At 51.2% G+C, this 24,935-nt stretch carries 18 protein-coding genes and 3 pseudogenes; 10 read left to right on the plus strand and 11 right to left on the minus strand.

Going from position 1 to position 24,935, the window contains the following annotated elements:
* Window positions 1–98: 98 nt before the first annotated feature.
* The gene (locus AC0IWZ_RS09760; protein WP_471679067.1) at window positions 99–1,034 is read right to left on the minus strand and encodes a LysR family transcriptional regulator; all 936 of its coding nucleotides are present in this window, start codon (window positions 1,032–1,034) and stop codon (window positions 99–101) included.
* Window positions 1,035–1,131: 97 nt separating this feature from the next.
* Between AC0IWZ_RS09760 and AC0IWZ_RS09765 the strand changes: the two genes are divergently transcribed.
* Both AC0IWZ_RS09765 and AC0IWZ_RS09770 read left to right on the plus strand, forming a co-directional pair.
* Window positions 1,132–1,566 carry a DMT family transporter gene (locus tag AC0IWZ_RS09765; protein WP_471677444.1) on the plus strand — a complete coding sequence of 145 codons (435 nt, stop codon included), beginning with the start codon at window positions 1,132–1,134 and terminating at the stop codon, window positions 1,564–1,566.
* Window positions 1,567–1,575: 9 nt separating this feature from the next.
* Window positions 1,576–2,067: a DMT family transporter gene (locus AC0IWZ_RS09770; RefSeq protein ID WP_034495369.1), complete on the plus strand. Its 492-nt coding sequence runs from the start codon at window positions 1,576–1,578 to the stop codon at window positions 2,065–2,067.
* Window positions 2,068–2,156: 89 nt separating this feature from the next.
* Here AC0IWZ_RS09770 and AC0IWZ_RS09775 read toward each other — a convergent pair whose 3' ends face one another.
* Window positions 2,157–2,681: a lipocalin family protein gene (locus AC0IWZ_RS09775; RefSeq protein ID WP_034495371.1), complete on the minus strand. Its 525-nt coding sequence runs from the start codon at window positions 2,679–2,681 to the stop codon at window positions 2,157–2,159.
* Window positions 2,682–2,799: 118 nt separating this feature from the next.
* Between AC0IWZ_RS09775 and AC0IWZ_RS09780 the strand changes: the two genes are divergently transcribed.
* The 6 genes from AC0IWZ_RS09780 to AC0IWZ_RS09805 all read left to right on the plus strand — a co-directional run bounded on the left by AC0IWZ_RS09780 (window position 2,800) and on the right by AC0IWZ_RS09805 (window position 15,105).
* Complete coding sequence (locus tag AC0IWZ_RS09780) at window positions 2,800–3,528, plus strand: MerR family transcriptional regulator (RefSeq protein WP_034495372.1); 729 nt, start codon at window positions 2,800–2,802, stop codon at window positions 3,526–3,528.
* A gap of 88 nt (window positions 3,529–3,616) precedes the next feature.
* Window positions 3,617–4,576: a YbgA family protein gene (locus AC0IWZ_RS09785; RefSeq protein ID WP_034495374.1), complete on the plus strand. Its 960-nt coding sequence runs from the start codon at window positions 3,617–3,619 to the stop codon at window positions 4,574–4,576.
* A gap of 737 nt (window positions 4,577–5,313) precedes the next feature.
* Window positions 5,314–10,638, plus strand: coding sequence for a peroxidase family protein (locus tag AC0IWZ_RS09790; RefSeq protein WP_471677443.1), 5,325 nt, complete (start codon window positions 5,314–5,316; stop codon window positions 10,636–10,638).
* Window positions 10,639–10,648: 10 nt separating this feature from the next.
* Window positions 10,649–12,388 (plus strand): type I secretion system permease/ATPase, encoded by a 1,740-nt coding sequence (locus AC0IWZ_RS09795; protein WP_471677442.1) that lies wholly within the window; start codon window positions 10,649–10,651, stop codon window positions 12,386–12,388.
* A 6-nt stretch (window positions 12,389–12,394) separates the two neighbouring features.
* Window positions 12,395–13,729 carry an HlyD family type I secretion periplasmic adaptor subunit gene (locus AC0IWZ_RS09800; protein WP_034495382.1) on the plus strand — a complete coding sequence of 445 codons (1,335 nt, stop codon included), beginning with the start codon at window positions 12,395–12,397 and terminating at the stop codon, window positions 13,727–13,729.
* Window positions 13,730–13,797: 68 nt separating this feature from the next.
* A complete protein-coding gene (locus AC0IWZ_RS09805) occupies window positions 13,798–15,105 on the plus strand; it encodes a glycoside hydrolase family 10-like protein (protein WP_034495385.1) in 1,308 nt (435 codons plus the stop codon).
* Window positions 15,106–15,452: 347 nt separating this feature from the next.
* Here the strand turns inward: AC0IWZ_RS09805 and AC0IWZ_RS09810 are convergent.
* From AC0IWZ_RS09810 to AC0IWZ_RS09820, 3 genes and pseudogenes are all read right to left on the minus strand, one after another.
* Window positions 15,453–15,626 (minus strand): annotated as a pseudogene (locus tag AC0IWZ_RS09810) (aldehyde dehydrogenase family protein); the annotation flags it as partial.
* A 74-nt stretch (window positions 15,627–15,700) separates the two neighbouring features.
* Window positions 15,701–15,784: pseudogene (locus tag AC0IWZ_RS09815) on the minus strand (CoF synthetase); the annotation flags it as partial.
* A gap of 52 nt (window positions 15,785–15,836) precedes the next feature.
* On the minus strand, window positions 15,837–16,310 hold the full coding sequence (locus AC0IWZ_RS09820) for a DUF2846 domain-containing protein (RefSeq protein ID WP_034495433.1): 474 nt from the start codon (window positions 16,308–16,310) through the stop codon (window positions 15,837–15,839).
* A gap of 389 nt (window positions 16,311–16,699) precedes the next feature.
* On the opposite strand from AC0IWZ_RS09820, the gene tyrP reads away from it, so the two are divergent.
* The gene (gene tyrP, locus AC0IWZ_RS09825) at window positions 16,700–17,911 is read left to right on the plus strand and encodes a tyrosine transporter TyrP (protein ID WP_471677441.1); all 1,212 of its coding nucleotides are present in this window, start codon (window positions 16,700–16,702) and stop codon (window positions 17,909–17,911) included.
* On the opposite strand, the gene AC0IWZ_RS09830 is transcribed toward tyrP, so the two are convergent.
* Window positions 17,912–18,802: an ABC transporter six-transmembrane domain-containing protein gene (locus tag AC0IWZ_RS09830; protein WP_471677440.1), complete on the minus strand. Its 891-nt coding sequence runs from the start codon at window positions 18,800–18,802 to the stop codon at window positions 17,912–17,914.
* A 95-nt stretch (window positions 18,803–18,897) separates the two neighbouring features.
* Here AC0IWZ_RS09830 and AC0IWZ_RS09835 point away from each other — a divergent pair, with 95 nt between their 5' ends.
* A complete protein-coding gene (locus tag AC0IWZ_RS09835; protein WP_471677439.1) occupies window positions 18,898–19,485 on the plus strand; it encodes a TetR/AcrR family transcriptional regulator in 588 nt (195 codons plus the stop codon).
* On the opposite strand, the gene AC0IWZ_RS09840 is transcribed toward AC0IWZ_RS09835, so the two are convergent.
* From AC0IWZ_RS09840 to AC0IWZ_RS09860, 5 genes and pseudogenes are all read right to left on the minus strand, one after another.
* Window positions 19,486–20,382 carry an ABC transporter substrate-binding protein gene (locus AC0IWZ_RS09840; protein ID WP_471677438.1) on the minus strand — a complete coding sequence of 299 codons (897 nt, stop codon included), beginning with the start codon at window positions 20,380–20,382 and terminating at the stop codon, window positions 19,486–19,488.
* Between the two features lie 9 nt (window positions 20,383–20,391).
* The gene (locus AC0IWZ_RS09845) at window positions 20,392–21,171 is read right to left on the minus strand and encodes an amino acid ABC transporter ATP-binding protein (RefSeq protein ID WP_034495446.1); all 780 of its coding nucleotides are present in this window, start codon (window positions 21,169–21,171) and stop codon (window positions 20,392–20,394) included.
* Window positions 21,155–22,105: an amino acid ABC transporter permease gene (locus AC0IWZ_RS09850; RefSeq protein WP_471677437.1), complete on the minus strand. Its 951-nt coding sequence runs from the start codon at window positions 22,103–22,105 to the stop codon at window positions 21,155–21,157. Before AC0IWZ_RS09850 ends, AC0IWZ_RS09845 begins: the two co-directional genes overlap by 17 nt.
* Window positions 22,106–22,114: 9 nt before the next feature.
* Complete coding sequence (locus AC0IWZ_RS09855) at window positions 22,115–22,621, minus strand: GNAT family N-acetyltransferase (RefSeq protein WP_410372829.1); 507 nt, start codon at window positions 22,619–22,621, stop codon at window positions 22,115–22,117.
* 10 nt (window positions 22,622–22,631) lie between these two features.
* Window positions 22,632–24,923: pseudogene (locus AC0IWZ_RS09860) on the minus strand (NtaA/DmoA family FMN-dependent monooxygenase).
* Window positions 24,924–24,935: the final 12 nt, after the last annotated feature.

Genomic DNA, 24,935 nt, shown 5'->3' on the forward strand with positions numbered 1-24,935 from the left:
CTGACATAGCTGACTGGCAGCCGTCCACAGTTCCGTATTGCCTACTAAAAACTTATGATGAGTAATCGGATTTTACTTCGCTTTCTATATAACTATTATCAATCAAGCTGCCAGTAAAGCGGCGTGCCGTAAACTTCCACAAAGTAATCAATGACCGCCCGTACGTTTAATGGCGGTCGTCTCGTGTTGGGATAAATGGCGGCGATATGCTGCGGCTCTGGATTAATCGCGGCTTCGAATCCCTCCATGACTCTGACAAGATCACTATTTTTAAGACTGTCGCCAATGAGCCAGTCCGGGAAAAGAACCAATCCCATACCACCCAGCGCGCTGGTCAGCAAAGATTCCGCATTATTGGATGTCAGTAACCCGGTAACAGGATAATGAGTCCAACTGCCGCCTTGCTCCCTGAATAGCCAACGGTTTGGCCCTACTGATCCTTTATAAACCAGACATTTATGATGAATGAGATCGGCTGGGAGTTCCGGCTCTCCATACTTTTCTATATAGCCTGGGGAAGCTGCCAGATGATAATGCTGGGTTCCAAATATGCGGGCATGGAAAGAGGAATCCGTCAGTGTGCCAATTCTGAAAATCACGTCTGCCGCGTCCCTGTGTGGATCGATATAGTTATCAGTCTGCGTCAGTTCAATCAGCAACCTCGGATAGCGGGCTGAAAGTTCAGTAAGCCATGGAGCAATATGTCGCTGGCCAAAAAATACCGGTGCATTGATTCGTATCAGCCCCGCGGGCTCGAGGGAGCGGTCCAGCATCGCCTTACGCGCTTCACTCAACTGGTCAGTCATAGTGCGGGCATAGTCAATAAATAACCGACCCGCTTCAGTGGGGATCACTGCTCGGGTATTACGATAAAAAAGCTGCTGCCCAAGCGTGTCCTCAAGTTGCAGGATCACCCGCGAAATCATTGACGCTGAGACCCCTTCTCGCCTTGCGACAGCTGAAAAACTCTGTTCGTCAAACACACCGATGAAAAACATCAGCGTGCGGAAATTAATGGCGCTCGGATCGTACATTATCGCGATTCCTGCAAAGGTGTTTCCTGAATTATACCGTTTTTCATTATTCCCCGCTGCTATAGGATCCTGCACCTAAGCCACTGGAGAGTGTTATATGCAGCTTTTATTTATATTTCTCGTCGTTGCCGGCGGGATGGGGTTATCCGTTGAAGCGGGTTTATTAGGGCCGCTGGGCGGCGAGGTCGGCGACTTATGGGCCACTTTCAGTATTTTCGGAGTCGGCGCGGCGCTGACATTCTTGCTGATGTTGTTCTTTAGCCCACGAAACAGCCCTTCATTCTTTACTCAACCTTCATGGACTTTGTTGGGTGGAATTTTGGGCCCGGTATATGTCGTCATCCTGACCGTTGCGGTTCCCATTATCGGGATTGCAATGACGATGATTGGCATTCTGGCAGGACAAGTCTTCAAGAGCCTGGTCATTGACCACTACGGCTTGTTCGGTGCGGCGCATCGCAAAATTGACAGTAAACGAATTATTGCGCTGATTTTTATTATTGCTGCGTTGTTTCTTGTGGCAAAAGGCTGAGGTCAATCTGTGAATATATTAATGATTTTTCTGGCAGTTATCGGGGGGGCGGTCCTTAGCATGCAGGCTGCCATTAATGGAAAGTTAGGCAGCAACGTTGGCGTGTTCCGCAGTGCGTTTTTGACTTTCTCCGTTGGCGCACTAGTCACCGCCCTGCTTATTTTCTTCTTCGAACCGAAGCACGCCCTCACCTTGTTGGATGTGCCGAAATGGCAGTTGCTTGGCGCACTTTGTGGTGTTCCTTATATCGTCATTATGGTGCTGGCTGTTCAGCGTATTGGTGCGGCTGTTGCAACGGTTGCGGTTATCTTAGGTCAACTGACAATGAGTATGCTTATTGACAATTTTGGTTGGTTAGGTAATGAGGTCATTCACTTCTCAGCGACACGCCTTGGCGCTGTGGTTTGCCTGGGAATTGCACTTTGCTTCATCTATTCCAGTAATAAAGCTAATGTCGCGGCGATAGAAAAAAATACCGACCGGGTGTCAGAGCAAGGCTAAACGCAGATTAGATACACGCGCATTCTGCCAGTAATAATGACCGGGTTCGATTCAGGCATCTTTCGCCCGTCAGAACCCGGTGCACTTTCTTACTGCTTCACCCAGACCAGCTGTTCGACTTTGAATCCCAGATTGCGCGCAGTGTTCAGGTAATCCTGCTTCACAGCATCCGGTATGGTTGGCGTTCGAGACAAAATCCATAAATAGTCACGGTTCGGACCGCTAACCAGCGCGTACTGGTAATCATCATCCAGCTTGATCACGTTATACCCGCCATAAAACGGCCCGAAGAATGACACCTTCAGCGCGGCAGTCGTTGGTGCGCCAGTGAACGAAGCTTTCCCTTCACTCTCATTCCATTTGTTTTTAATCGGATCATACCCACGATTGAGCACGCTAATAGCGCCATCGCTGCGCTTGCCATAAGTAGCAGTGACCTGCTCAAGGCCACGTTCGAAACGGTTTTCAAGGCGAGCGATTTCATACCATTTGCCAAGATAACGGCTGGCATCAAACCCAGTAATAGGCTCAACTCCTTTCGGCGGCGTGGGAGATTTACAAGCAACCAGGGTCAGTGCGATAGCGACTCCGGTCACAACAGGCCATAGCTTCATTGGAACTCCTTTCATCTACGCGGTTGGAAATAAAGTGTAGTGCAAACATCCTGCGCTACATTCAGCGGGGTAATATTCGTAGTATATTGAGAATATTCTCTGTTATCAGGTGAGACTTATGCCCTACTCCATCGGTGAATTTGCCCGTCTTTGCGGGATAAACGCCACCACACTCCGCGCCTGGCAGCGTCGTTACGGCCTGATCAAGCCGATGCGCACCGATGGCGGACACCGTCTTTATAGTGATGATGATGTCGAGCAGGCGTTAAAAATTCTCGACTGGGTAAAAAAAGGCGTTCCGGTCAGCCAGGTTAAACCCTTGCTGGCAAGGCCTGAAACACGTCAGACAAACAACTGGCTCAGTCTTCAGGAGAGCATGTTGCAGCGGCTGAAAGAGGGAAAAATCGAGTCTCTGCGTCAACAGATTTACGACTCGGGCCGCGAATATCCGCGCCCGGAGTTGGTCACGGAAGTCCTGCGTCCATTGCGAAGTAAAGTCTCCGCCAACATTCCCGCGATAATGACTCTGCGCGAAATCCTCGACGGCATCATCATCTCCTACACCTCATTTTGCCTCGAAGGTGATAAAAAAGCGCCGGGCGATAATTACTTAATCACCGGCTGGCACCTTACCGACCCTTGCGAAATCTGGCTTGAAGCGTTAAAGCGCACAGGGCAAGGACAGAGGATCGACGTGCTTCCTGTGCCGCCTGTCATGCTGGCCCCAGAGATCTTCCCGGATCGAAAATGGCTGCTGGTCACTAGCGGCAAACTAACCGCCGCGCGCAAAAATCAGATTGAGCTCTGGCAGCAGCAAATCGCTTCGCTCGAGGTCATTGCGCTCTAAAATCCTTCCCCTAAACTTGTACAAACACTATTATTTGTCTAAGTTTAATAATGTGATTACCACATTGTTCACAGGCAAGGTGAAATTCATGAGCACTAAACCAGTCATTGGGATCAGCGGATGCTTAACCGGCTCCACAGTCAGGTTTGACGGCGGTCATAAACGGATGGGCTTTGTGATGGACGGACTCGCGCAGTGGGTGAATTTCAAACCCATCTGCCCGGAGATGGCCATCGGCCTGCCCGTTCCGCGTCCGGCGCTACGTCTGGTACAGACCGGCGAAGGGGAATTGCGGATGCGCTTTAGCCATGCACCTCACGATGATGTTACGGACAAAATGACCGCTTTCGCAGACTCGTACCTTTCTTCTCAAGGTGGTTTGTCTGGATTTATCGTCTGCGCTAAGTCACCGAGTTGCGGTATGGAGCGCGTGCGGTTGTATGACGAAAAAGGCAATCGCGGGCGCAAGGAGGGAGTTGGCATCTTTACGCAAGCGCTACTGGAGAAATACCCGTGGCTGCCCGTTGAAGAGGATGGCCGTCTGCACGACCCGGTGCTGCGGGAAAATTTTGTCGAGCGCGTCTTCGCCTTGCATGAACTAAACACCCTGCGGGAAAATGGCCTCACTCGCCGCGCGCTGCTGGACTTCCACAGTCGCTACAAACTTCAGTTGCTGGCGCATCATCAGCCAGGTTACCGGGAAATTGGGCCTTTCGTCGCCTCTTTGCACGAGTGGGAAAACCTTGAGAGTTTCTTCGTGGAATATCGCGCAAAACTAATGGCGATACTGAAAACGCCCGCGTCGCGCAAAAATCACACTAACGTTCTGATGCACATTCAGGGCTACTTCCGTAATCAGTTAACCAGCCGCCAGCGCGGCGAATTACGGGATGTGATTCTACATTACCGTGATGGACTGTTGCCACTCCTCGCGCCGCTGACCCTGTTGAAGCATTATCTGAGCGATTACCCGGATCGTTACCTGGAGACGCAAAACTACTTTTCACCCTATCCCGATAATTTATGCCTGCGTTTGATGGTTAACTGAACGTTAAACCTTTCGCTGCTATCGCCTAAATTGCTCAAATCCGAAAACGGTAATTTAGGCTTAAAGTTAAATAGTAACGTAAAGAAATGAAAATAAGCCCTCCTCTCTATAGCTAATGAGAACCCTTCTTATTTGTGAGTTTTATGCATTTGGCGCATTAAACTCACCCTCTCCCCCAATAGAACAATCCATATTTATCAGTCAGATGGTTCACAACAAATAATCCGCAGAGCTATTTTATTTATCATTTACTCACTTTATATCGGCCTGGTACCTGATAAAAGTCCCATTTTATGTATAAAGCATGACAAATTAGTTACAGATTTATTTTATTGGTAATAAAAAAGCATGAGAGAAGTAACACAAAGAAAAACCATAGTTAGAAACATAACCAGAGTGTCATGTGAGATAAAAACCTCAGGCAAATAAATAGCACGCTTATATTTAAAGCCCCTTACCTTGAATGCATCTACACATTCAATGGGCTAAGGTCGCCTGTAAATGACCAACAATTATCTTTATGAGTGAAATTAAACTTATTCCGCTAAGGGTTTACGCAAGGAGAACAACTCTAAAAAGGTAGTGCATAATTTAAATTAAATAAAAATGGACCCAGGTTGCTTTATTGCAACTCGATAATTTCTTTCAATACACACGGTTCATTCTCCTGCCTTTTTTGAAAACGACAGGAACGAGTGATGATAGCTAGTTCAAAGTAAAGATAGGGGTAATTATTTATGGCCTCACAATATGACTTTACTGTCACGCTGCACGATCTTGCTTTTATTCTCAAGCAGATAAAAATATCTGAAGCAGCGACAAACCCGGACGGCAGTATTAATGGCGATGCCCTTCGCGATTTAGTTTCCAGCCCGTTGCTTCCTTACGGGATACGTACCGTCGATGGCTCGTGGAATAACCTTCTGCCGGGCCAGGAACTCTACGGTGCCGCGGATCAAAATATGCCAAGATTAACCGCATTAAACTGGCAAGATGCGGATGCAATGACCAGTTATACCCAACTCGGTGGGATGGTTGTTGATGCAGACCCGCGAATTATCAGTAACTTAATATCGGATCAAACCGCATCTAACCCGGCAGCGGTCGACGCGCATAACGGCCTGCAAGATGCCCCAGGAGGAGGAACGACATCGGCAAATGGCAGCTTGTCGATTCCTAACCTGTCGCCAGATGTGGGACTCTCCCCTGCTTTTAACGGCTGGATGACGTTATTCGGGCAATTCTTTGACCATGGTCTGGATTTAATACCTAAGGAGGGAAACGGCATTGTATTTATTCCGTTGCTACCCGATGACCCCTTATATGTGGAAGGGTCAACGACCAACTTCATGGTATTAACCCGGGCAAAAGTTGATGCCAACCATGAAACGGTAAACCTCACCACCCCATTCATCGATCAAAACCAAACATATACTTCCCACCCTTCACATCAAATATTCATTCGCGAATACGTCATGATCGATGGCAAGCCTGAACCCACCGGCAATTTATTAGGCGGTGCGAATGGCGGACTGGCGACCTGGGCCGATGTCAAAAACCAGGCTGAAACTCTGCTCGGTATCAAACTCACCGATCAGGATGTGTTTAATGTTCCGCTGTTGGCCACCGACCGTTACGGCAATTTAATCTTAAGTGACAACGGCAAAGTGCAGATTGTGACCACTGCTGGGCTGGTTGAAGCTAACGGTGATTTTTTACCTGCCGGAACGCTGCGCACCGGTCACGCTTTCCTCGACGACATTGCCCATACCGCCGCACCAAAAGCCGGCCTGGTTGCCGATGACGATGATGTGATAGGTGGCGCTCAACCCGCTGGAACTTACGATGACGAATTACTCGACCGCCACTTCATCACCGGCGACGGACGCGGTAACGAAAACATCGGGCTAACCGCGGTACACGCCGTCTTCCACAGCGAACACAACCGCCTGGTGGAAGAGTACAAAACGACTCTGCTGGAAACCGGTGATATCAGCCTAATCAATCAATGGCTGATGCCTTCGCACCAGATAACTGAACTGCCAGCCGATACCAGTACCCTGGTGTGGAACGGCGAATACTTATTCCAGGCGGGCCGCTTTACTACCGAAATGCAGTATCAACACCTGGTCTTCGAAGAGTTCGCCCGCACGGTGCAACCCGCAGTCGACCCGTTTGTCTTCTCCAATAGCGCGGATATCAACCCGCTAATCTTCGCTGAGTTCGCGCATGTGGTTTACCGTTTTGGCCACTCGATGCTGACAGAAACCGTCGCCCGTACCGATATTGATATGGAAAACGGCGATATTGGCCTGATTGAAGCGTTCCTCAATCCGGTCGCTTTTAATGAAATCAATGGCGCCAACGTCACGGATGAGCAGGCAATCGGCGCGATTGTGCGAGGTATGACGCGTCAAGTCGGTAACGAAATTGATGAATTTATTACCGATGCCCTGCGTAATAACCTGATTGGACTGCCGTTGGATTTAGGTGCGCTGAACATTGCCCGTGGCCGTGATACGGCAATGCCGACGCTGAACCAGGCTCGCGAGCAGTTCTTTGAATTAAGCGGAAACAGTGAACTGCGGCCTTATACCAGTTGGTCTGATTTTACTACTTACCTTAAAAACCCGGCTTCCATCATTAACTTTATGGCCGCCTATGGCCAACACGAGCTGATTCTGGCCGCCTCCACGATTGAAGGGAAACGCGATGCGGTGAATTTCCTGCTGTTCGGCGATGGGGTTAACGCGCCTCCTGCCGACGCGCTTGATTTCTTCAACAGCACCGGCGCCTGGGCGACAAATGAGAGCGGCCTGAATATGGTCGATTTCTGGATTGGCGGCCTTGCGGAGCGCAAAAACGAGTTTGGCGGCATGCTCGGTTCGACCTTCAACTTCGTCTTTGAAACGCAAATGGAAATGCTGCAAGACGGCGACCGTTTCTACTATCTGAGCCGTGTTCAAGGGATGAATATGCTCAATGAACTGGAAGCGAATTCGTTCTCCGCTCTGGTGATGCGCAACAGTGACCTGGGCGAAAACGGTTCCTCGCACCTGCCTGCTAACCTGTTCCAGACCCCGGATCACATTTTCGAAGTAAACCAGGCGCTGCAAACAGAAGTCGATCCGAAATGGGGAAATCCGCTCAAGGATTTGCTCACTCCGTTGATGACGCGGCGTGCAGCCACTCAGGATGTGGACGGTGATGGCGCGGCTGACGGCGCATATCTTAAATACACCGGAGATGGTCATGTGGTGCTCGGCGGTTCCGCCGGGAACGATACGCTAATTGGCGGTAAAGGTATCGACAGCCTTTGGGGCGACGGTGGCGACGACCGCCTTGATGGTGGCGACGAGGCTGATGTGGTCCACGGCGGTGACGGCGATGACATTATTACCGACACCGGAACACCGGTTGGTGATGCCGATTTCCTGCATGGTGATGCAGGTAATGACGTGATCTTCTCCGGGAACGGTAACGACCTGGTCTTCGGCGGCACCGGCAGTGATTTCGTGGTTGTCGGCGAAGATGCCCAGGAAGTGTTTGCTGGCCGGGACAATGACTTTGTGCTGGGCGGATCGGGCGCTGACGCCCTGCTTGGCAACGAAGGTGACGACTGGCTGGAAGGCGGTGACGGGTTTGACTCGTTAACGGGTGAAAACTCCGAACTGTTCTTCAACAGCACCATTGTCGGCCACGACGTGCTCAACGGCCAGGGTAACGATACGGACTACGATGGCGAAGCGGGCGACGACATCATGGTTCAGGGGGCGGGTATTCAGCGCAACAATGGCATGGCCGGTTTCGACTGGGCCATCCACAAAGGCGACCCGCACGGCGCGAACTCTGACCTCGGCATTCCGATTTTCGTCAACCAACAGGAGTTCATCCTGCGCGACCGTTTCGACCTGGTCGAAGGGTTATCGGGATGGAAATATAACGATGTGTTAGTTGGCACCGAACAGCCTCTCGGAACCGCGCCGGTTCTGGGAACTCCCCTCTCTAATAATCTCACTCAGGACGGTGCTGACAGGATCACCGGGCTTCAGGACATCCTCGGCGTTGCGCACTCCGCAGACCCTAACGCGGTGTTGTTAAACCCGGATGATGGCAGCGATATTTTACTGGGCGGCGGCGGCAGCGACCGCATAACCGGTAAAGCAGGCAATGACATTATTGATGGTGACGCGTGGCTGAACGTGCGCATCGCAGTCACGGGATTGCCGGGTATCACCAGTGTCGACAGCATGAACGAGCTGAAATCTTACATGCTGGCTGGCACCTTAAAACCCGACCAACTCGCGATCGTGCGTGAAATCTTGCGTGAAGGTGATGGCACAGAAACTGACGTCGCAGTGTATCGAGATATCAGCAGCAACTATGTCTTTACCCGTATGCAGGACGGCAGCCTCAGAGTTGACCACGCCACACCGGATGCCGCATTGAATCTGGATGATGGTATCGACCGCCTACTGAACATCGAAAAACTGGAGTTTGGCAACGGTGAACAGCTCTGGGTCACGGCGCAACAGGCCACGGGCAATCTCTCCGTCAGTAGCGCAACGCCTCAGGTGGGTGATCTTCTGCGCGTCAACATTGCCGATTTGCATGATGGTAACGGGCTGGCCGCCGACGTCGCTATCACGCTGACCTGGCAGGCACTGATTGGCGGCGAATGGCGGGATCAGTCCGTTGGCGAAGAGTTCAGAGTACCGGGCACGATTCAGGGTGCGCCAGTACGCGTTGTCGCCACGTTCAACGACCGTATGGGTGATGCCGAAAGATTAGTTTCGGGCCAAACTCAGGCGGTAGTCCCACGCAATATGCCGACCACCGGCGCTCCGGTGATCAGCGATGCGACGCCGACCGAAAGCCTGATGCTGACGGCGGTAGTCTCCGGTATCGCGGATGCTGATGGCTTGAGCGGCGGTAACTTTAGCTACCAATGGAGAATGAGCAACGGGACTGGTTTCACCAACATTGTCGGCGCTACCGCGGCAACTTACACCCCGACGCAGGCCATGGTGGGCAGAACCATACAGGTCGTTGTCACCGTCATTGATGATGAAGGCAACCCGCCTGTCGTTCTGACTTCGACGACAACTCAACCTGTTGGCGACCTCATCACGGGCACAAATACCGGTAACGTCCTCACCGGAACGGCGTGGAGCGACATTCTGCGCGGTGAAGGTGGCAACGACACCCTTAATGGTGGCGCGGGTGACGACCTGTTAGTCGGCGGAACCGGGAGTGACACCCTTTCCGGCGGCACAGGAAACGACACTCTGCAAGGTGATGCAGGCGACGACGACCTCGATGGCGGCCAGGGTGCCGACACCATGGCAGGCGGTGACGGCAATGACACCTACATCGTTGATAACGCGGGTGATATCGTCCTCGAGGCACTTAATGGCGGGACGGAAATCGTCGAAACCAGCCTCAATAGTTACACCATGACCGAAAACGTGGAACAACTGGTCTTCACCGGCCAGGGCAATTTCGTCGGCATCGGGAATGCGACGGCCAACCTTATGACCGGTGGCAACGGTAACGACACGCTGTCTGGCATGGGAGGAAACGACCAACTGGTGGGGGGATCTGGAAATGACACCCTCGATGGCGGCGATGGTGTTGATAATCTGCAAGGCGGGATTGGGGATGACGTTCTCTTCGGCGGCGCGGGTGTGGATACCCTTTCCGGCGGCACAGGCAACGACAGACTCAATGGTCAGGCAGGCAATGACATCATGGACGGCGGCACCGGAAATGACATCTTCGCCTTTAGCGCAAGCTTCGGGCAAGACCGCATTAGCGGGTTCGATAGCAATGCGACAGGCGGACAGGATTACCTCGATTTGAGTCTGCTGGGCATTACGTCGAGTGCATTTGCCAGCAACGTCGCGATTGGCGGCGGCGGTGGTAACACCACCGTTACCATCGGCGCGGATACCATTACTTTAGTCGGCGTTAACTCTACCACCGTCAATATTGGTGATTTTGTACTGGAAATACCGACACCGTTTGCCGCTAACAACGGCAATAACTCACTCATCGCGTAAGGGGAATACCATGTCGCGCCAGCATACGCCAACAGAACTGAAGGATGCATTAAAGGGAACGAAACCCACCTTTATTATGCTGCTGTTTTTTAGTTGTGTGATTAATATGCTTATGCTGGCGCCGGCAATCTATATGTTGCAGGTCTATGACCGTGTTCTGGTCAGCAAAAATACCACCACTTTACTGATGTTAACGTTATTGATTGTCGGCATTTACATCGTGATTGCGATGATTGAATCCGCGCGTTCCAGCGTCATGATAAGACTCGGTAATCGTCTGGATGTTAAATTAAGCCAGCTAGTCTTTAATGCCGCCTTTAAACGCAAGGTCGCCACTGGCGAAAATAACCCTGCGCAGTCACTGGCAGAACTGGATCAAATTCGCCAGTTTCTTTCCGGCAATAGTTTATTTGCATTACTGGATATCCCCTGGACGCCAGTTTATTTATTCATGGCCTTTCTTGTCCACCCGCTATTGGGATACCTCTCTCTGGCCGGGATATTAATACTCTTTATTCTGACGCTGGTTTCTGAATTCTCAACTAAACGCCCTATACAGCAAGCCCACGCGTTAACCATCAATAACGCCACAAAACTCAATAAACAACTGCAAAACTCCGACACGATTGAAGCCATGGGCATGCTTTCCACCCTGAAACTTAACTGGCAGGAACAGCACAGCAAAGTATTGATTCTACAAACCCAGATTGCCGACAAAACCGCGAATTTAAGCAGTTTGAGCCGCTTTGTGCGGGTATTACTGCAATCCGTTGCGCTCGGGGCTGGGGCATTACTGGTGATCGGGGGGCAAATTACTCCGGGGTTAATGATTGCCGCCTCCATTATTCTTGGGCGAGTGTTGAACCCGGTAGAACAAATCATTGGTAGCTGGAAACAGTTCGTGCAGTTTCGTAGCGCGTGGCACCAGATATCCACACTGCTGAAAGAATATCCGGCAGCGAAAGAAGTCCTTACGCTACCGCGCCCAAAGGGCAATATCAGCGTTGAAAGTGTCTTTGCCGCAGCGCCCGGCCAGCATGCTCCGCTGCTGCGTAATATTTCATTCCAACTCGAAAAAGGCGAAGTGTTGGGTATCATCGGCCCATCGGCTTCCGGCAAAACTTCGCTCGCCAAACTTCTGGTTGGGGTCTGGAAACCGTTATCCGGAAAAGTTCGCCTGGACGGAGCGGACATTTGCCAGTGGGATAAAGAACTGCTTGGCCCATCTATGGGCTATCTGCCGCAAGATGTTGAATTATTTGATGGCAGCATCGCGCAAAACATCTCCCGCTTTTCCAACAATGACAGCACGCTTATCGTCGAAGCCGCGGTACTGGCAGGCGTACACGACATGATTTTACGCCTCCCACAAGGTTACGACACGCCACTGGGCGCGGGCGGGCATCAACTCTCCGGCGGGCAGCGCCAGCGTATTGGGCTTGCGCGTGCGGTTTACAACAACCCGGCATTTATCGTCCTCGATGAACCCAACGCCAACCTCGACGATGCCGGTGAATTTGCCCTCGTGAAGGCCATTAATACGCTGCGCACGCAAGGGCAAACCACCGTCATTATCTCTCACCGCCCAACACTGCTTGGCGTGGTCAACAAAGTCTTACTTCTCAACGAGGGGGCCGTGCAGGAGTTCGGCGCCCGCGACCAGGTCTTCGCGAATTTGCGACAAGCCAACATATTAAAACCGGTAGCCACTCCTGCTTCAGCGGCGAATGTTCAGCAACGTGAGGCCTGACAGAAAATGAAAAAGAACAAAAATAACCCTGAAACAGACGGTTCCGGCAGCGTGGATACTCAAATTTGGCCCCCGATTCTGCGCGGGATTATTGTGATAGTCATAGGCGTTGGAGGGTTCTTATTGTGGGCGGTACAGGCACCGCTGGACGCTGGTGTGGTGGCTGACGGCACCGTCACCGTTTCAAGCAACCGTAAAACAATCCAACACCTGAGCGGTGGTCGAGTGACCGACATCTTTATTAAAGAGGGAGATGCGGTCCAAAAAAATCAGATATTAGTGCGCCTGGACAAAATGCAACTCGACATGCGTTTCAGTGCCTTAAACGCGCAATATATCTCAGCCAAAAGCAATGAAGACCGTTTGCTGGCGGAAAGAGATGGTCTGGAAACTATCGCTTTCGATGCGAGCCTGACAAAACAGTTCGCCAATAATAAACGCCTGGCAGATGCAAGAAATCTCCAGGAAAAGCTATTCGATACGCGCCGGAAAACCATCCAGGACGAATTATCAATGATTCAGGAAACACTCGATGGCCTGGTGGGGCAAACCGAAAACCTGAATAAAATAAAAGGATTCCGCGATCACCAATTCACACTGATCAGCCGCGAACTGGGTGCCATCAGGGCGCTCAGTGAAAAAAACTACTACCCAAAAGCACAATTACTGGTGCTTGAACGTGAAGCGGCTGAAATATCCAGTAGTGTTTCCGAAGATATTCTGAATATTGCCAAACTAAAATCCCAGCAAAACGAGCTAAAGATCAAAGCCTATCAAGTACGTCATCAATACCTGCGCGAAGTTGAGTCCGAGTTATCGGATAAACAAAAAGAAGTCGCGATGTTGGAAGATGAATTGGTATCGACACGGCATGAACTGGATAACACTGAGATCCGCTCGCCGATTAATGGCATTGTTCTGGATGTTAAAGTCAGTACCGTCGGCGGAATTATCCAGCCGGGTGAACATTTAATGGATATTGTCGCCGCCGGGCAACCTCTGCAAATAGATGCCAAAATCCCGGTACATGCGATTGATAAAATGGCGCCAGGACTAATAGTGGATGTGTTATTCCCTGCCCTCAACCATGCTTTGTTACCGTCGGTTCCGGCTCGCGTCCTGACTATTTCGGCTGACCGTTTAATGGATGAAGTCACACAACAACCCTACTACCTCGCAGAAGTCCAGGTTTCACGAGAAGGCGTACAATTGCTTGGCGATTACAAAATTAAAGCCGGTATGCCAGCGAGCGTAACGATAAAAACCGGGGAACGAACATTCTTGAGTTACTTGTTCAAGCCATTGATCGCCCGCCTGGAGCTGGCGTTTAAGGAATACTGACACCCTCTATATTTACTGATAATCTTGCAGGCCATGCATTATTAACGCCTTAAAAGAGCCTGGATACGATGAAGTTAACGGTTAAACGAACAGGAACGCTCGTTGCGTTTGCTCTTTTACTTGCAGGTTGTTCATCGAAACCGCCGCAGTCTTTGGTTACGCCTTTTCCCCCGGTAGCAAAACAGCCCTTACCGGGGAAATCTCAGCTTAATAAAGAACCGATGCGTGGCGTCTGGCTGGCAACCGTTTCACGTCTTGACTGGCCGCCTGTCGCCTCCGTGAATGCCAGTCCTGCAAACCGAATCAGCCAGCAACAAAAAGCGTTAACCGACAAGCTCGATAAGCTTAAAACCCTCGGGGTCAATACGGTATTTTTCCAGGTGAAACCGGATGGCACAGCGCTGTGGCCATCACAGATTTTGCCGTGGTCAGACACATTAACCGGCAAAATTGGCGAAGATCCCGGCTACGACCCGCTGCAATTTATGCTTGATGAAGCGCACAAGCGCGGCATGAAAGTCCATGCGTGGTTTAACCCTTATCGTGTTTCGACGAACACCAAAGCCTCAACCGTCGCGGAACTCAACAACACCTTATCAAACCAGCCGCCAAGCGTATTTGTGCTGCATCGCGACTGGATTCGCACGGCAAGCGATCGCTATGTCGTGGACCCTGGCATCCCTGAAGCCAGGGACTGGATAACCAGTGTCGTTGCTGAAGTTGTTAAGCGCTATCCTGTTGATGGTGTTCAGTTTGATGACTATTTCTATACTGAATCGCCAGGGGCGACGCTCAATGACAGCCAGACTTTCCAGAAATATGGTCAGGGTTTCGCGTCTAAAGCTGACTGGCGCAGGCACAATACGCAGCTGTTAATTGAACAAGTTTCTCGGACTATCAAACAGTTAAATCCCAACGTCGAATTTGGGGTAAGCCCTGCTGGCGTCTGGCGCAACCGCTCACACGATCCGGCTGGTTCCGAAACCTCTGGTGCTGCGGCTTATGATGAAGCCTATGCCGATACGCGTCTTTGGGTGCAAAAAGGGCTGCTGGATTACATCGCCCCGCAGGTCTACTGGCCATTCTCACGTAAAGCCGCGCGTTATGATGTGCTGGCAAAATGGTGGGCTGATGTGGTGAAACCGACCAACACTCGTCTTTATATTGGCGTGGCGTTTTATAAAGTCGGTGAGTCATCAAAAAATGAACCAGACTGGACGGTCAATGGCGGTGTGCCTGAACTGAAAAAACAACTCGATTTAAATGAGTCTCTTCCCAACATCAACGGCACAATTTTGTTCCGCGAGAATTATCTCAACCAACCACAAACGCAGGAAGCGGTCAGTTACATTAAACATCGCTGGAATAACGGTTAACGCAATACCATTAATATAGAGGAATATATTGATGGTATTGCCCAGGATAATAATTGAGCAATATTGAGGAAAATGTGAAGGCCGGAAATTTGAGTTTATTCTGGTTGTTCCGGATTTATATAGACCGATAATCAAATGCAATATTCACAGTGAAAAGCGGCATGAACACATGAAGAAATTTGCATTGATTATCAGCAGTATAGTAATTGTTATGAGTCTTTCAGGATGTATATATCACGATGGTGGTCGTCACCACGGTTGGCATCACCACCACTACCATTAAGAATACGCCTGGTATAAATTCACCCCGGAAGGACCCGGGGTGATTAATTAATAGCGTATGCAAAGACCCGCACCAGATTGACCTCCGGGCCAAACACCTCTTCATGATTAAGACGTAGTTCCGCCGCCGGGTTCACCACAAGCGTTGGCGTCACGTAATATCCCTCACCGGTTGGCCCACTATTGCCGCTAATCAGCTCCGCATGATTCCGTTGCGCATCATCCAGATAACTGGCGACGTTTTGCTGGTAAAACGCTCACCAAAGCCCAGTAGTTGTTACTGATTCGCAGCCTGGCGCAAATCGCTCACGCAAATCGCCGGCAGCGCTTCTTTGGTCAACGTGTTAAACAGTAATTCGCCTTGCTCGCCATCTTCCAGCGTTGTGCCGCTGATGGGAAGCTAACGCTGTCTCAGTTATGGCTGAGACAGCGTTTTATAAGGTATCGACTTAGTTATCGCAATGGCCTTGTTGAGCCATCTTCACTTCTGGTTTGGAAACTACGCGCTTACCTTCGGTTTCTGAAGATTCGCTCAAACCTGCACCACCGACAAATGCCCCCATCTTTATATATTGTCTGATGAAGTAGTTTTTACCTGCTTGCATGAATAACGACAGATCATTTGGCGAGAATTCGGACTCAGTAGAAATCTTGTGAGTCTGATTACCTGTTACTTGTGTATAGAAGAACGTTCTGTCCGCAGTTTCACCCACGCATTTACCATCGACATACACATCTTTTTTAAGTGATTTACCCGCAAAGCTATCGCGATAAATATATAGTCCAGCTTTATTTTGCTCTGGAGCGGGGAATGTTTTGGCATTAATCGATTCTTGCTCTGGAGCCAAAGGGACGCTAGCACATCCACTGAGCAGTAACGCGGCTAAAACAGAGGCAGAGAGAAATAAGTTTTTAGTTTTCATTCGCGCAAATCCTTTTATATCAACTGTGTGTTTTTTATTTTGTGAGCGCAAAAAAGACGCAAGCATCTGAAAGATACTTGCTTACACTCAATAATTTAAGACGGGATAATGTCGCTAATGATGAATAAAACGTCAAGCAATCAATAGGATAAGTACTAATAATGGTAGGGGTGTCTATTTGATTCTTTCCTTAACTAAAATTGTCCGAGAATCTTCCAGGTACAATAAACAACGCCTCATAATGACTACCGTTCTGAATAATATGAACAACGAGCAAGATCGTAAATATAAAATTACACACTCTGTAACCCTCATTTGACGACCTCACCACAATCCCTTACCCTGCGCGGCATAATCTCGTTATTACAAGCGTAAATTCAGAGGGAAGCGTGAAGAATCGCACTCTTGGCAGTATCTTTATCGTCGCCGGAACCACCATTGGCGCAGGAATGTTGGCAATGCCGCTGGCTTCTGCGGGCGTAGGTTTTGGCGTCACATTGCTTTTACTGGTCGGCCTGTGGGGGTTGATGTGTTACACCGCGCTGCTGTTGGTGGAAGTTTATCAACATGTATCCGCCGACACCGGGCTTGGCACCCTTGCCCGCCGCTACCTGGGGAAACCAGGGCAATGGCTGACCGGCTTTAGCATGTTGTTCCTGATGTATGCCCTGACGGCGGCATATATCAGCGGCGCGGGGGAGCTATTATCGGCAAGCCTTAGCCAGTGGTTTTCTACCGATATTTCAGTGACGAGCGGGGTTTTGCTGTTCACGATTGTTGCCGGAGGGATTGTCTGTATCGGCACGCACATGGTGGATATGTTTAACCGCGTGTTGTTCAGCGCAAAAATAGTCATGTTAGTGGTGATGCTGGCGCTGATGATGCCGCACATCCACCATACTAATTTGCTGACGTTGCCGCTCGAGAAAGGCCTCGCGCTTTCGGCGATTCCGGTGATCTTCACCTCGTTTGGTTTCCACGGCAGCGTGCCGAGTATTGTCAGTTATCTCGATGGCAACCTGCGCAAACTGCGCTGGGTGTTTATCATCGGCAGCGCCATTCCGTTAGTCGCCTATATCTTCTGGCAAATCGCCACACTGGGCGCGATTGACTCGGGTGTATTCAGCGGGCTGTTAGCCAGCCATTCAGGGCTGAATGGCTTGTTGCAGGCGGTGCGTGAAGTGGTGGCCTCGCCGCACGTCGAACTGGCGGTGCATCTGTTTGCCGATCTGGCACTGGCGACGTCGTTCCTTGGGGTTTCGTTGGGGCTGTTTGATTACCTGGGCGACCTGTTTAACCGCAATCGCAAGGCGTCCGGGCGCATACAAACCGGGCTGATGACCTTTGTGCCACCGCTGGTTTTCGCGCTGTTCTATCCGCAAGGCTTTGTCATGGCGCTCGGTTATGCCGGTGTGGCGCTGGCGATTCTGGCGCTGATTATCCCGTCCTTGCTGGTCTGGAAAAGCCGCCAGCTACAAACGGAAACGGTTTACCGTGTGGCTGGCGGTAAACCGTTGCTGATTCTGGTGTTCGCCTGCGGTATCGCCGTGATTGTGATTCAGGCGCTGATCGCCAGCGGCGCATTACCGGAAGTCGGTTAATTACACCAGTCCGGTATTCACCCGTTTGCCTATCTCTTTAAGCTGGGAGTATTTTTCCAGCAGAGATGGGCCGTCATCAAGACTCATGGCGAACATCCACATGTACGTCATGACGGAATAAATATGCCCGGCGTTCCCGACGCCTTTCGCGGTCATCAGAAAGATGGTCGTGGCAAACAGGAACGCTGCGGCAATACCTATTGATAAATAACCGAATGCTTCACGGTCAGACAGGCGAATACGCACGCGGGCTAAAAAGTCGTAATGCTTGTTTAGCGTATTTTCACTGGCTGTGCCCACGAACCCGACCTCTTTCTCCAGTCTGTCATTGAGCTTTTCATACAGCATTTCGTTTTTGCGCGTATAGCTCGGTAGAAACAGCGAGAAGAAAATCAGCACCGCCAGACACGCCACCCCGGCCCAGAACTCTATCGTCAGCAGCATCACCACGGCACCGATTATTGATGCCACGGAAGTAATCAGCAGCGGCAGGTGTGTCTCGAAGAAGTTGACGAATTCACGTGACAACGTCACACGTGCGGCGATAGTTGAATGGCTATGCGCATCTTTACGCTGCGCCACAATCACCGGCACGGCCAGTTCTGCATAAATTCTGGCAAAGGTGCGGGTGTCCATGCTGCGGCGTGCCGCGCCAATCGCCCACATCACAAAGACCACCAGCGCATACAGCAATGCATGAAGCGGCTGGCCTTTGATAATGGCGTTAATGGCAAAACCGGCCATCAGCGGGTAAAGGAGGTAAATGATGTTTTCGGCGACCACCAGCATCAGAGTAATGACTAATTTTTTACTGTGGAGTTTTGCGAGTTTTTTGATGGTTTTTAATGCACCGCGTGAAGGCTGAAGCTGCGCGGCTTGTGAGGTTTCCATGACTTTAATTTCTTTAGTTGTTATTCTTGAGCGGTTGCTCAAAGAATGAAAAGAGTCTATTTGAGCACTTGCTCAAAGTCAACCGGGGTACTGTGATGAAAGAAAAAGCATCTGTTCTGAAAGAGAATATTCTCGATGCCGCGATCGTGCTGTTCACTGAAAAAGGGGTGGAAAAAGTCACCACGCGTGAATTAACCGAGCAAGTCGGCATCGCACGCAGTCATATTTATCACTATTTCCCCGACTGGCAGACGCTGTGTCTCGAAGCATTTTCGCGTTTCATGTATGCAGAGCTGGAAACTTTTAGCCAAAAGTCTTGCGCGCTGCCGCCTGAGCAGGGTTTGAAGATTTTTATCGAAGATTATTTGCCTGACCGCGCCGACGCAGTTTGGGAGCTGTATGGCTCGTTGTGGCGTCTCGCGGTGCATAACAAGGTGTATGCCGACTTTGCGCTAACTCTGACTGAAAAGTGGGATGCGTTGTTGGCGAATATCATTCGCGCAGGCATTGAAAGCGGCGAATTTCGCCAGACCGATGTCTGGCGAGTGACCCGCCAGCTTGGTGCGTTGCTGAACGGGTACTCGGATCAACTGATTATCGGCAGCGCCCCGCTGGCCAGAGATCAGGCGCTGGAAGATATTTATGGCTTTATCGAGCAGGTTTTGCTCGTTGTTAAGCGTTAATCAAGGATAAGTAATGCCCGGTGGATTCACCTCAGACGCCGCGACTTCTTCGCCCTTTTCTCCCCAACGGTCGAGAACCTGCTGATATTCGCCCCGTTTCACCGCACCATCAAGCGCGGCTTGTAAGGCATAAACCAGCCCGTTACCTTTTTTGGTGGTGGTGGCAACATACGCTTTTTTAGGCCCAAGCCCCACAACGCGTGTTTTCCCGGTTAACGCCGCTTTATAGGCGGCCACACTTTGCGGGCCAAACGTTGCATCTGCCCGGCCAGCCTGAATATACAGGTTGCCGGAAGCGTCATCCGTCAGGTAAATCGGCTGGGCCGGTTTGCGACCTTCACGTTCATTTTGCTCATTCCAACCTAACAGGATCTTTTCCTGATTCGTGCCAGAACCCAAAATAATCCGTAACCCGGCAACATCTTCCGGGCCTGCAATTTTTTGAATCGGACTGTCTGATTTCACCGAAAACGCCAGGGAATCTACGCGATAGGTCGCAAAATCAAACTTCGTTTTACGCTGCTCTGTCACCGCGATATTCACCAGGGCAACATCATATCGCCCGGACGTAATCCCAAGCGGCCAGTCTTCCCAGGCGGTCGGCACCAGTTTGAGTTTTAGCCCGAGGCTCTCGGCCAGCAAGCGGGCGATATCAGGATCACTGCCGATCCTGGTGCGGTTATCACTCGCCAGCATCGCGAGCGGTGGCGAATTGAGGGCGGAAATTGCCACCGTCAGCGTTCCCGGTTCAACAAATTGATAGTTCTGCGGAATTTTACCGATAGCAATCGGATCTTTAGCCGTATGGATCGGCTGTTCATTCGCCTTCAGATCAAGACTTCCCTGAGCAAAGCTCGCGGTACTCAAAACAATCAGCGCCAGTGGGACAAATTTCATGCCTGCTCCTTAAAGAACTTTCGATAAAAACTGACGCGTTCGCGAATGTTGCGGATGGTTAAGCACTTCGTCGCTGCTACCTTGCTCAACAATTTTGCCATCCACCATAAACACCACGTTATCCGCCACTTCCCGGGCAAAACCGATTTCATGGGTCACGACCACCAGCGTAGTACCGGAACGTGCGAGCTTTTTGATGACGTCCAACACTTCGCCCACCAGTTCAGGGTCAAGCGCCGAGGTGGGCTCATCAAACAACATCACGCGCGGGCGCAGCGCCAGAGCGCGGGCAATGGCGATACGTTGCTGCTGCCCGCCGGAAAGATGCCGTGACCAGGCGTCCGCTTTATTACGCAGCCCCACCACATCCAGCAGTTGATACGCCTGTTCAACCGCCGCTTTGCGATTGAGTTGCTTATGGGCAATCGGCGCTTCAATCAGGTTTTCCAGCACCGTGAGATGCGGGAACAAATTGAAGTTCTGGAATACGTAACCAACGTTGACGCGCTGGCGCAGGATCTCTTTTTCTTTCAGCTCATACAGTTTGTCCCCGGACTGACGGTAGCCTATGTAATCGCCGTCAATCTGGATAAAACCTTCATCAACACGTTCCAGGTGGTTAATGGCCCGCAATAAGGTGGATTTACCGGAACCTGACGGCCCAAGGATCACCGTGACTGAACCCGGTTCCAGCTCGAGAGAAATATTATCCAGCGCTTTATGGCGGCCAAAATATTTACTGACGCCAGTAATCGAAATATGGCCGGTTGGATTATGGGACTGGAGCATGGGCGGCCTCCTGAGTTTGCCGTACGGGCTGGCGTGGTGCCAGGCGGGCCGGACTTTGTTGATTGATAGCCGAGCGGCGTTCACTGCGCGCCAGCCAACGTTCGACCAGATGCTGAATCAACGACAGTACGCTTGTGATAACCAGATACCAGACCGCGCCGACCATCAGCAGCGGGATCACTTCCTGGGTGCGGTTGTAAATCATCTGAATGGTGTAGAACAACTCCGGCATTGCCAGCACATAAACCATCGCCGTCCCTTTCGCGAGGCTGATAATTTCATTGAAACCGGAAGGCAAAATGGTCCGTAACGCCTGCGGCAGAATAATGCGCACCGTACGTCGCCATGCCGGAAGCCCTAACGCCGCAGCTGCTTCATATTGCCCGTGATCGACGCCGAGAAACCCGCCGCGAATAATCTCCGCCGTATACGCGCTTTGCACTAACGTCAGCCCAACAACCGCCGTTGAAAACTGGCCGAGCACGTTAATGGTCTGATAGCTTCCCCAACTGATTTGGGTGAACGGAATACCAATCGAAAGCGTGTCGTACAAATAGGAGAAGTTATAGAGGATGATCAGCACCACAATCAGCGGCAGTGAGCGAAACAGCCAGATATAACCCCACGCCAGACTATTCAATAGCCATGACGATGAGAGCCTGGCCAGCGCCAGCAATCCCCCAAATACGACACTCAGCGCGGTGCCAATCAGCGTCAGCAGCAATGTTTGCGCCAGCCCTTCCAGAATCACCGGATCAAAGAACCAGCGGGCAAACACGCTCCATTCCCAGCGCGGGTTAAACGCCACCGACTGAACCACAATCGCCAACACAAACAGGGCGACAATCGCCCCGAAAGTGCGCCACGGATAACGCGCCGGAACCACTTTGATAGTTGATGGGGTGTTTGAAGGTGTATTTGAAGGTGTTGTCATGATGATTCCTCAGGCCGTTTTCAGCTGCGCAACGGTTAGCTGTTTGGTAAACCGTAAGCGCCCGTCGAAAGGAGCCACGCTGTATTCTTCCCGGTCGCGGTAGATATCAAACTGCGGTTGGTAATCAAGGCTCAGATACAGCTTCACCGCTTCCGGCTGGCGAAAGCCGGTGGTGAGATAAAGATGGCTGTAACCGGCAAGCAGCGCCCTGTTTTCCAGCTCCCGCATCATGCGCTGGGCAAGCCCTTGCTGACGTAATTCGGGATGCGTCCAGATACGTTTTATCTCGGCGGTAACTTCATCGAAAGGCTTATACGCGCCGGTAGCGATAATCTCGCCGTCACGTTCAAGCACGATGAACAACCCTTGAGGCGCCAGATACCATTCGGTTAATTCCACTTCCGCATCACGGGAAAAGTAGTCCCCGTAACGCGCTTCATATTCGCCAAACAGCCCGGCGATAATAGGCTGGAGTTCTGGTGCTTCCGGGGAAACATCACGAAATTGTTCGCTCATGTTCGTCTCCTTAATCGCCAAGGCCTGCCGGGTTGATTTCAGATGCCGGGATTTGCTCGACGCCTTCTCCCCAGCGGTTCAGCACTTTGTTGTAATCGCCATTCTTGATGACGCCGTTAAGTGCGGTTTGTACCGGATCAACCAGGCCACTGCCTTTCTTGAGCGTGACGGCGATATGCGCCGCTTTCGGCCAGCCGCCATCCACCACGCCGACTAATTGTGTTTTCTGGGTCAACGCCGCTTTCCAGGCACCGGTTACGTTCGGTCCAAAGAAGGCATCGGCGCGACCAGACTGCAACGCGAGGGTTTGTGCGGCATCGTCTTTGGTGTAAACCGGCGTGAAAGGTTTAAGTCCTTTTTTCAGGTTCTCTGCGTTCCACGCCAGCAAAATAGATTCCTGGTTGGTGCCTGAGCCGACGATAATGCGCAGCCCGGCAATATCTTCTGCTTTCTCAATCTTCTTAATCGGGCTATTGGCTTTCACGTAGAACCCGAGCGAGTCTTTACGGTAAGTTGCAAAATCGAATTTCTGTTTGCGATCTTTGGTGACGGTAATATTGCTGATTGCCGCATCGTATTTCCCTGATGTCACGCCCAGCGGCCAGTCCTCCCAGGAGGTTGGCACCACGTTAAGCTCAAGCCCTAAGCTGTCTGCCACCAGGCGGGCAATATCCACTTCACTGCCCAGCAGCGTTTTGTTGTCTTCGGCAAACACCGTCAGCGGTGGCGAATTGAGTGCCGCAACCGCCACGGTAAATTTCCCCGGCACCGCAAAGCGATAGTCTTTAGGCAGTTGTGCCACCGCAGCCGGATTCACGGCGGTATTAACCGGCGTTTTATTGGCTTCCAGGCTGACGCCAGTGCCGTTGATCGTGACCTCCTGTGCGAAGGTTTGTGCCGATGACAGTGCCAGAGCGATAGCCAGAATTAGCGATGTTTTGTTCATAACAGGTTCTCTTTATTATTTTGATGTTTTTGTCGGATGACGATTTCACAAATATTGATTAACCGGACTCGCCAGCCCGAGGCTTTCACGCAGCGTGGTACCCGGATATTCGGTGCGGAACAACCTGCGGGCTTGCAGGACCGGAACCACTTCATCCACAAAGCGTGGGAAGGTGTCCGGCGTGCCGCCCTGAATGATAAAACCGTCTGCGGCGTGGCTCTCAAACCACTGTTGTAATCCGTCTGCCACCTGTTGCGCGGTGCCTGAAAAGCGCGGACGAGGCGATGCCGCTTCCAGCGCCACCTGGCGTAATGTCAGATTGCGCTCGCGGGCATTACGTTTGATTTCATCCGTGGTGCTACGGAAACTGTTCTGCCCCAAATCCCCGATATCCGGGAACGCTTCATCCAGCGGATACTGGCTGAAATCGTGATGTTCAAAATAGCGACCGAGGTAATTCAGAGCATCATTAATAGAAACCAGCGCGGCGGTGGTTTGATATTGGTTTTCAACGTCGGCGGCATCTTTACCGACAATCACGCTCACACCCTGGAAGATATGCAGATCCTCAGTCGAGCGCCCGTGATTTGCCAGTTGGCCTTTCACGTCACGATAAAAATGCTGCGCTTCTTCAAGGGGTTCATGATGGGTGAAAATAGCATCTGCATGGCGCGCGGCTAATTTTTTACCATCATCAGAAGCCCCTGCCTGAAATACAATTGGGCGACCTTGTGGGGTGCGAGAAATATTCAGCGGCCCTGCCACTTTAAAGAAATCGCCGTGATGATTTAAGGTGTGTAATTTATTCGCATCAAAAAACTGCCCGCTTTCTTTATCACGAATAAACGCATCTTCTTCCCAGGAATCCCACAGCCCTTTCACCACATCGAGATATTCATCCGCAATGCGATAACGCAGCGCGTGTTCCGGGTGTTTCTCACGAGAGAAGTTCTTCGCCGAACCTTCCAGCGGCGAAGTCACCACGTTCCAGCCCGCGCGGCCTTTGCTTAAATGGTCCAGGCTTGCGAACTGGCGTGCGACGGTAAAAGGTTCGCTGTAAGAGGTGGACAGCGTACCGACCAGCCCTAAATGTGTGGTCACGCTGGCTAATGCCGACAGCACCGTGAGCGGCTCGAATCTATTCAGAAAATGCGGAATAGATTTTTCGTTAATATATAAACCGTCCGCGACAAATAAAAAATCCAGCTTCCCGGCTTCGGCTTTTAATGCTGTCTCTTTGACAAACTCAAAATTAATACTGGCATCCGCAATAGCTGCCGGGTGACGCCAGGCCGACATATTCCCGGACGCGCCATGTAATATGGTGCCCAGGCGTAATTGTCTGTTGCTTGACATGGTGATTCTCCA

Source organism: Buttiauxella sp. AC142 (genome assembly GCF_979253435.1).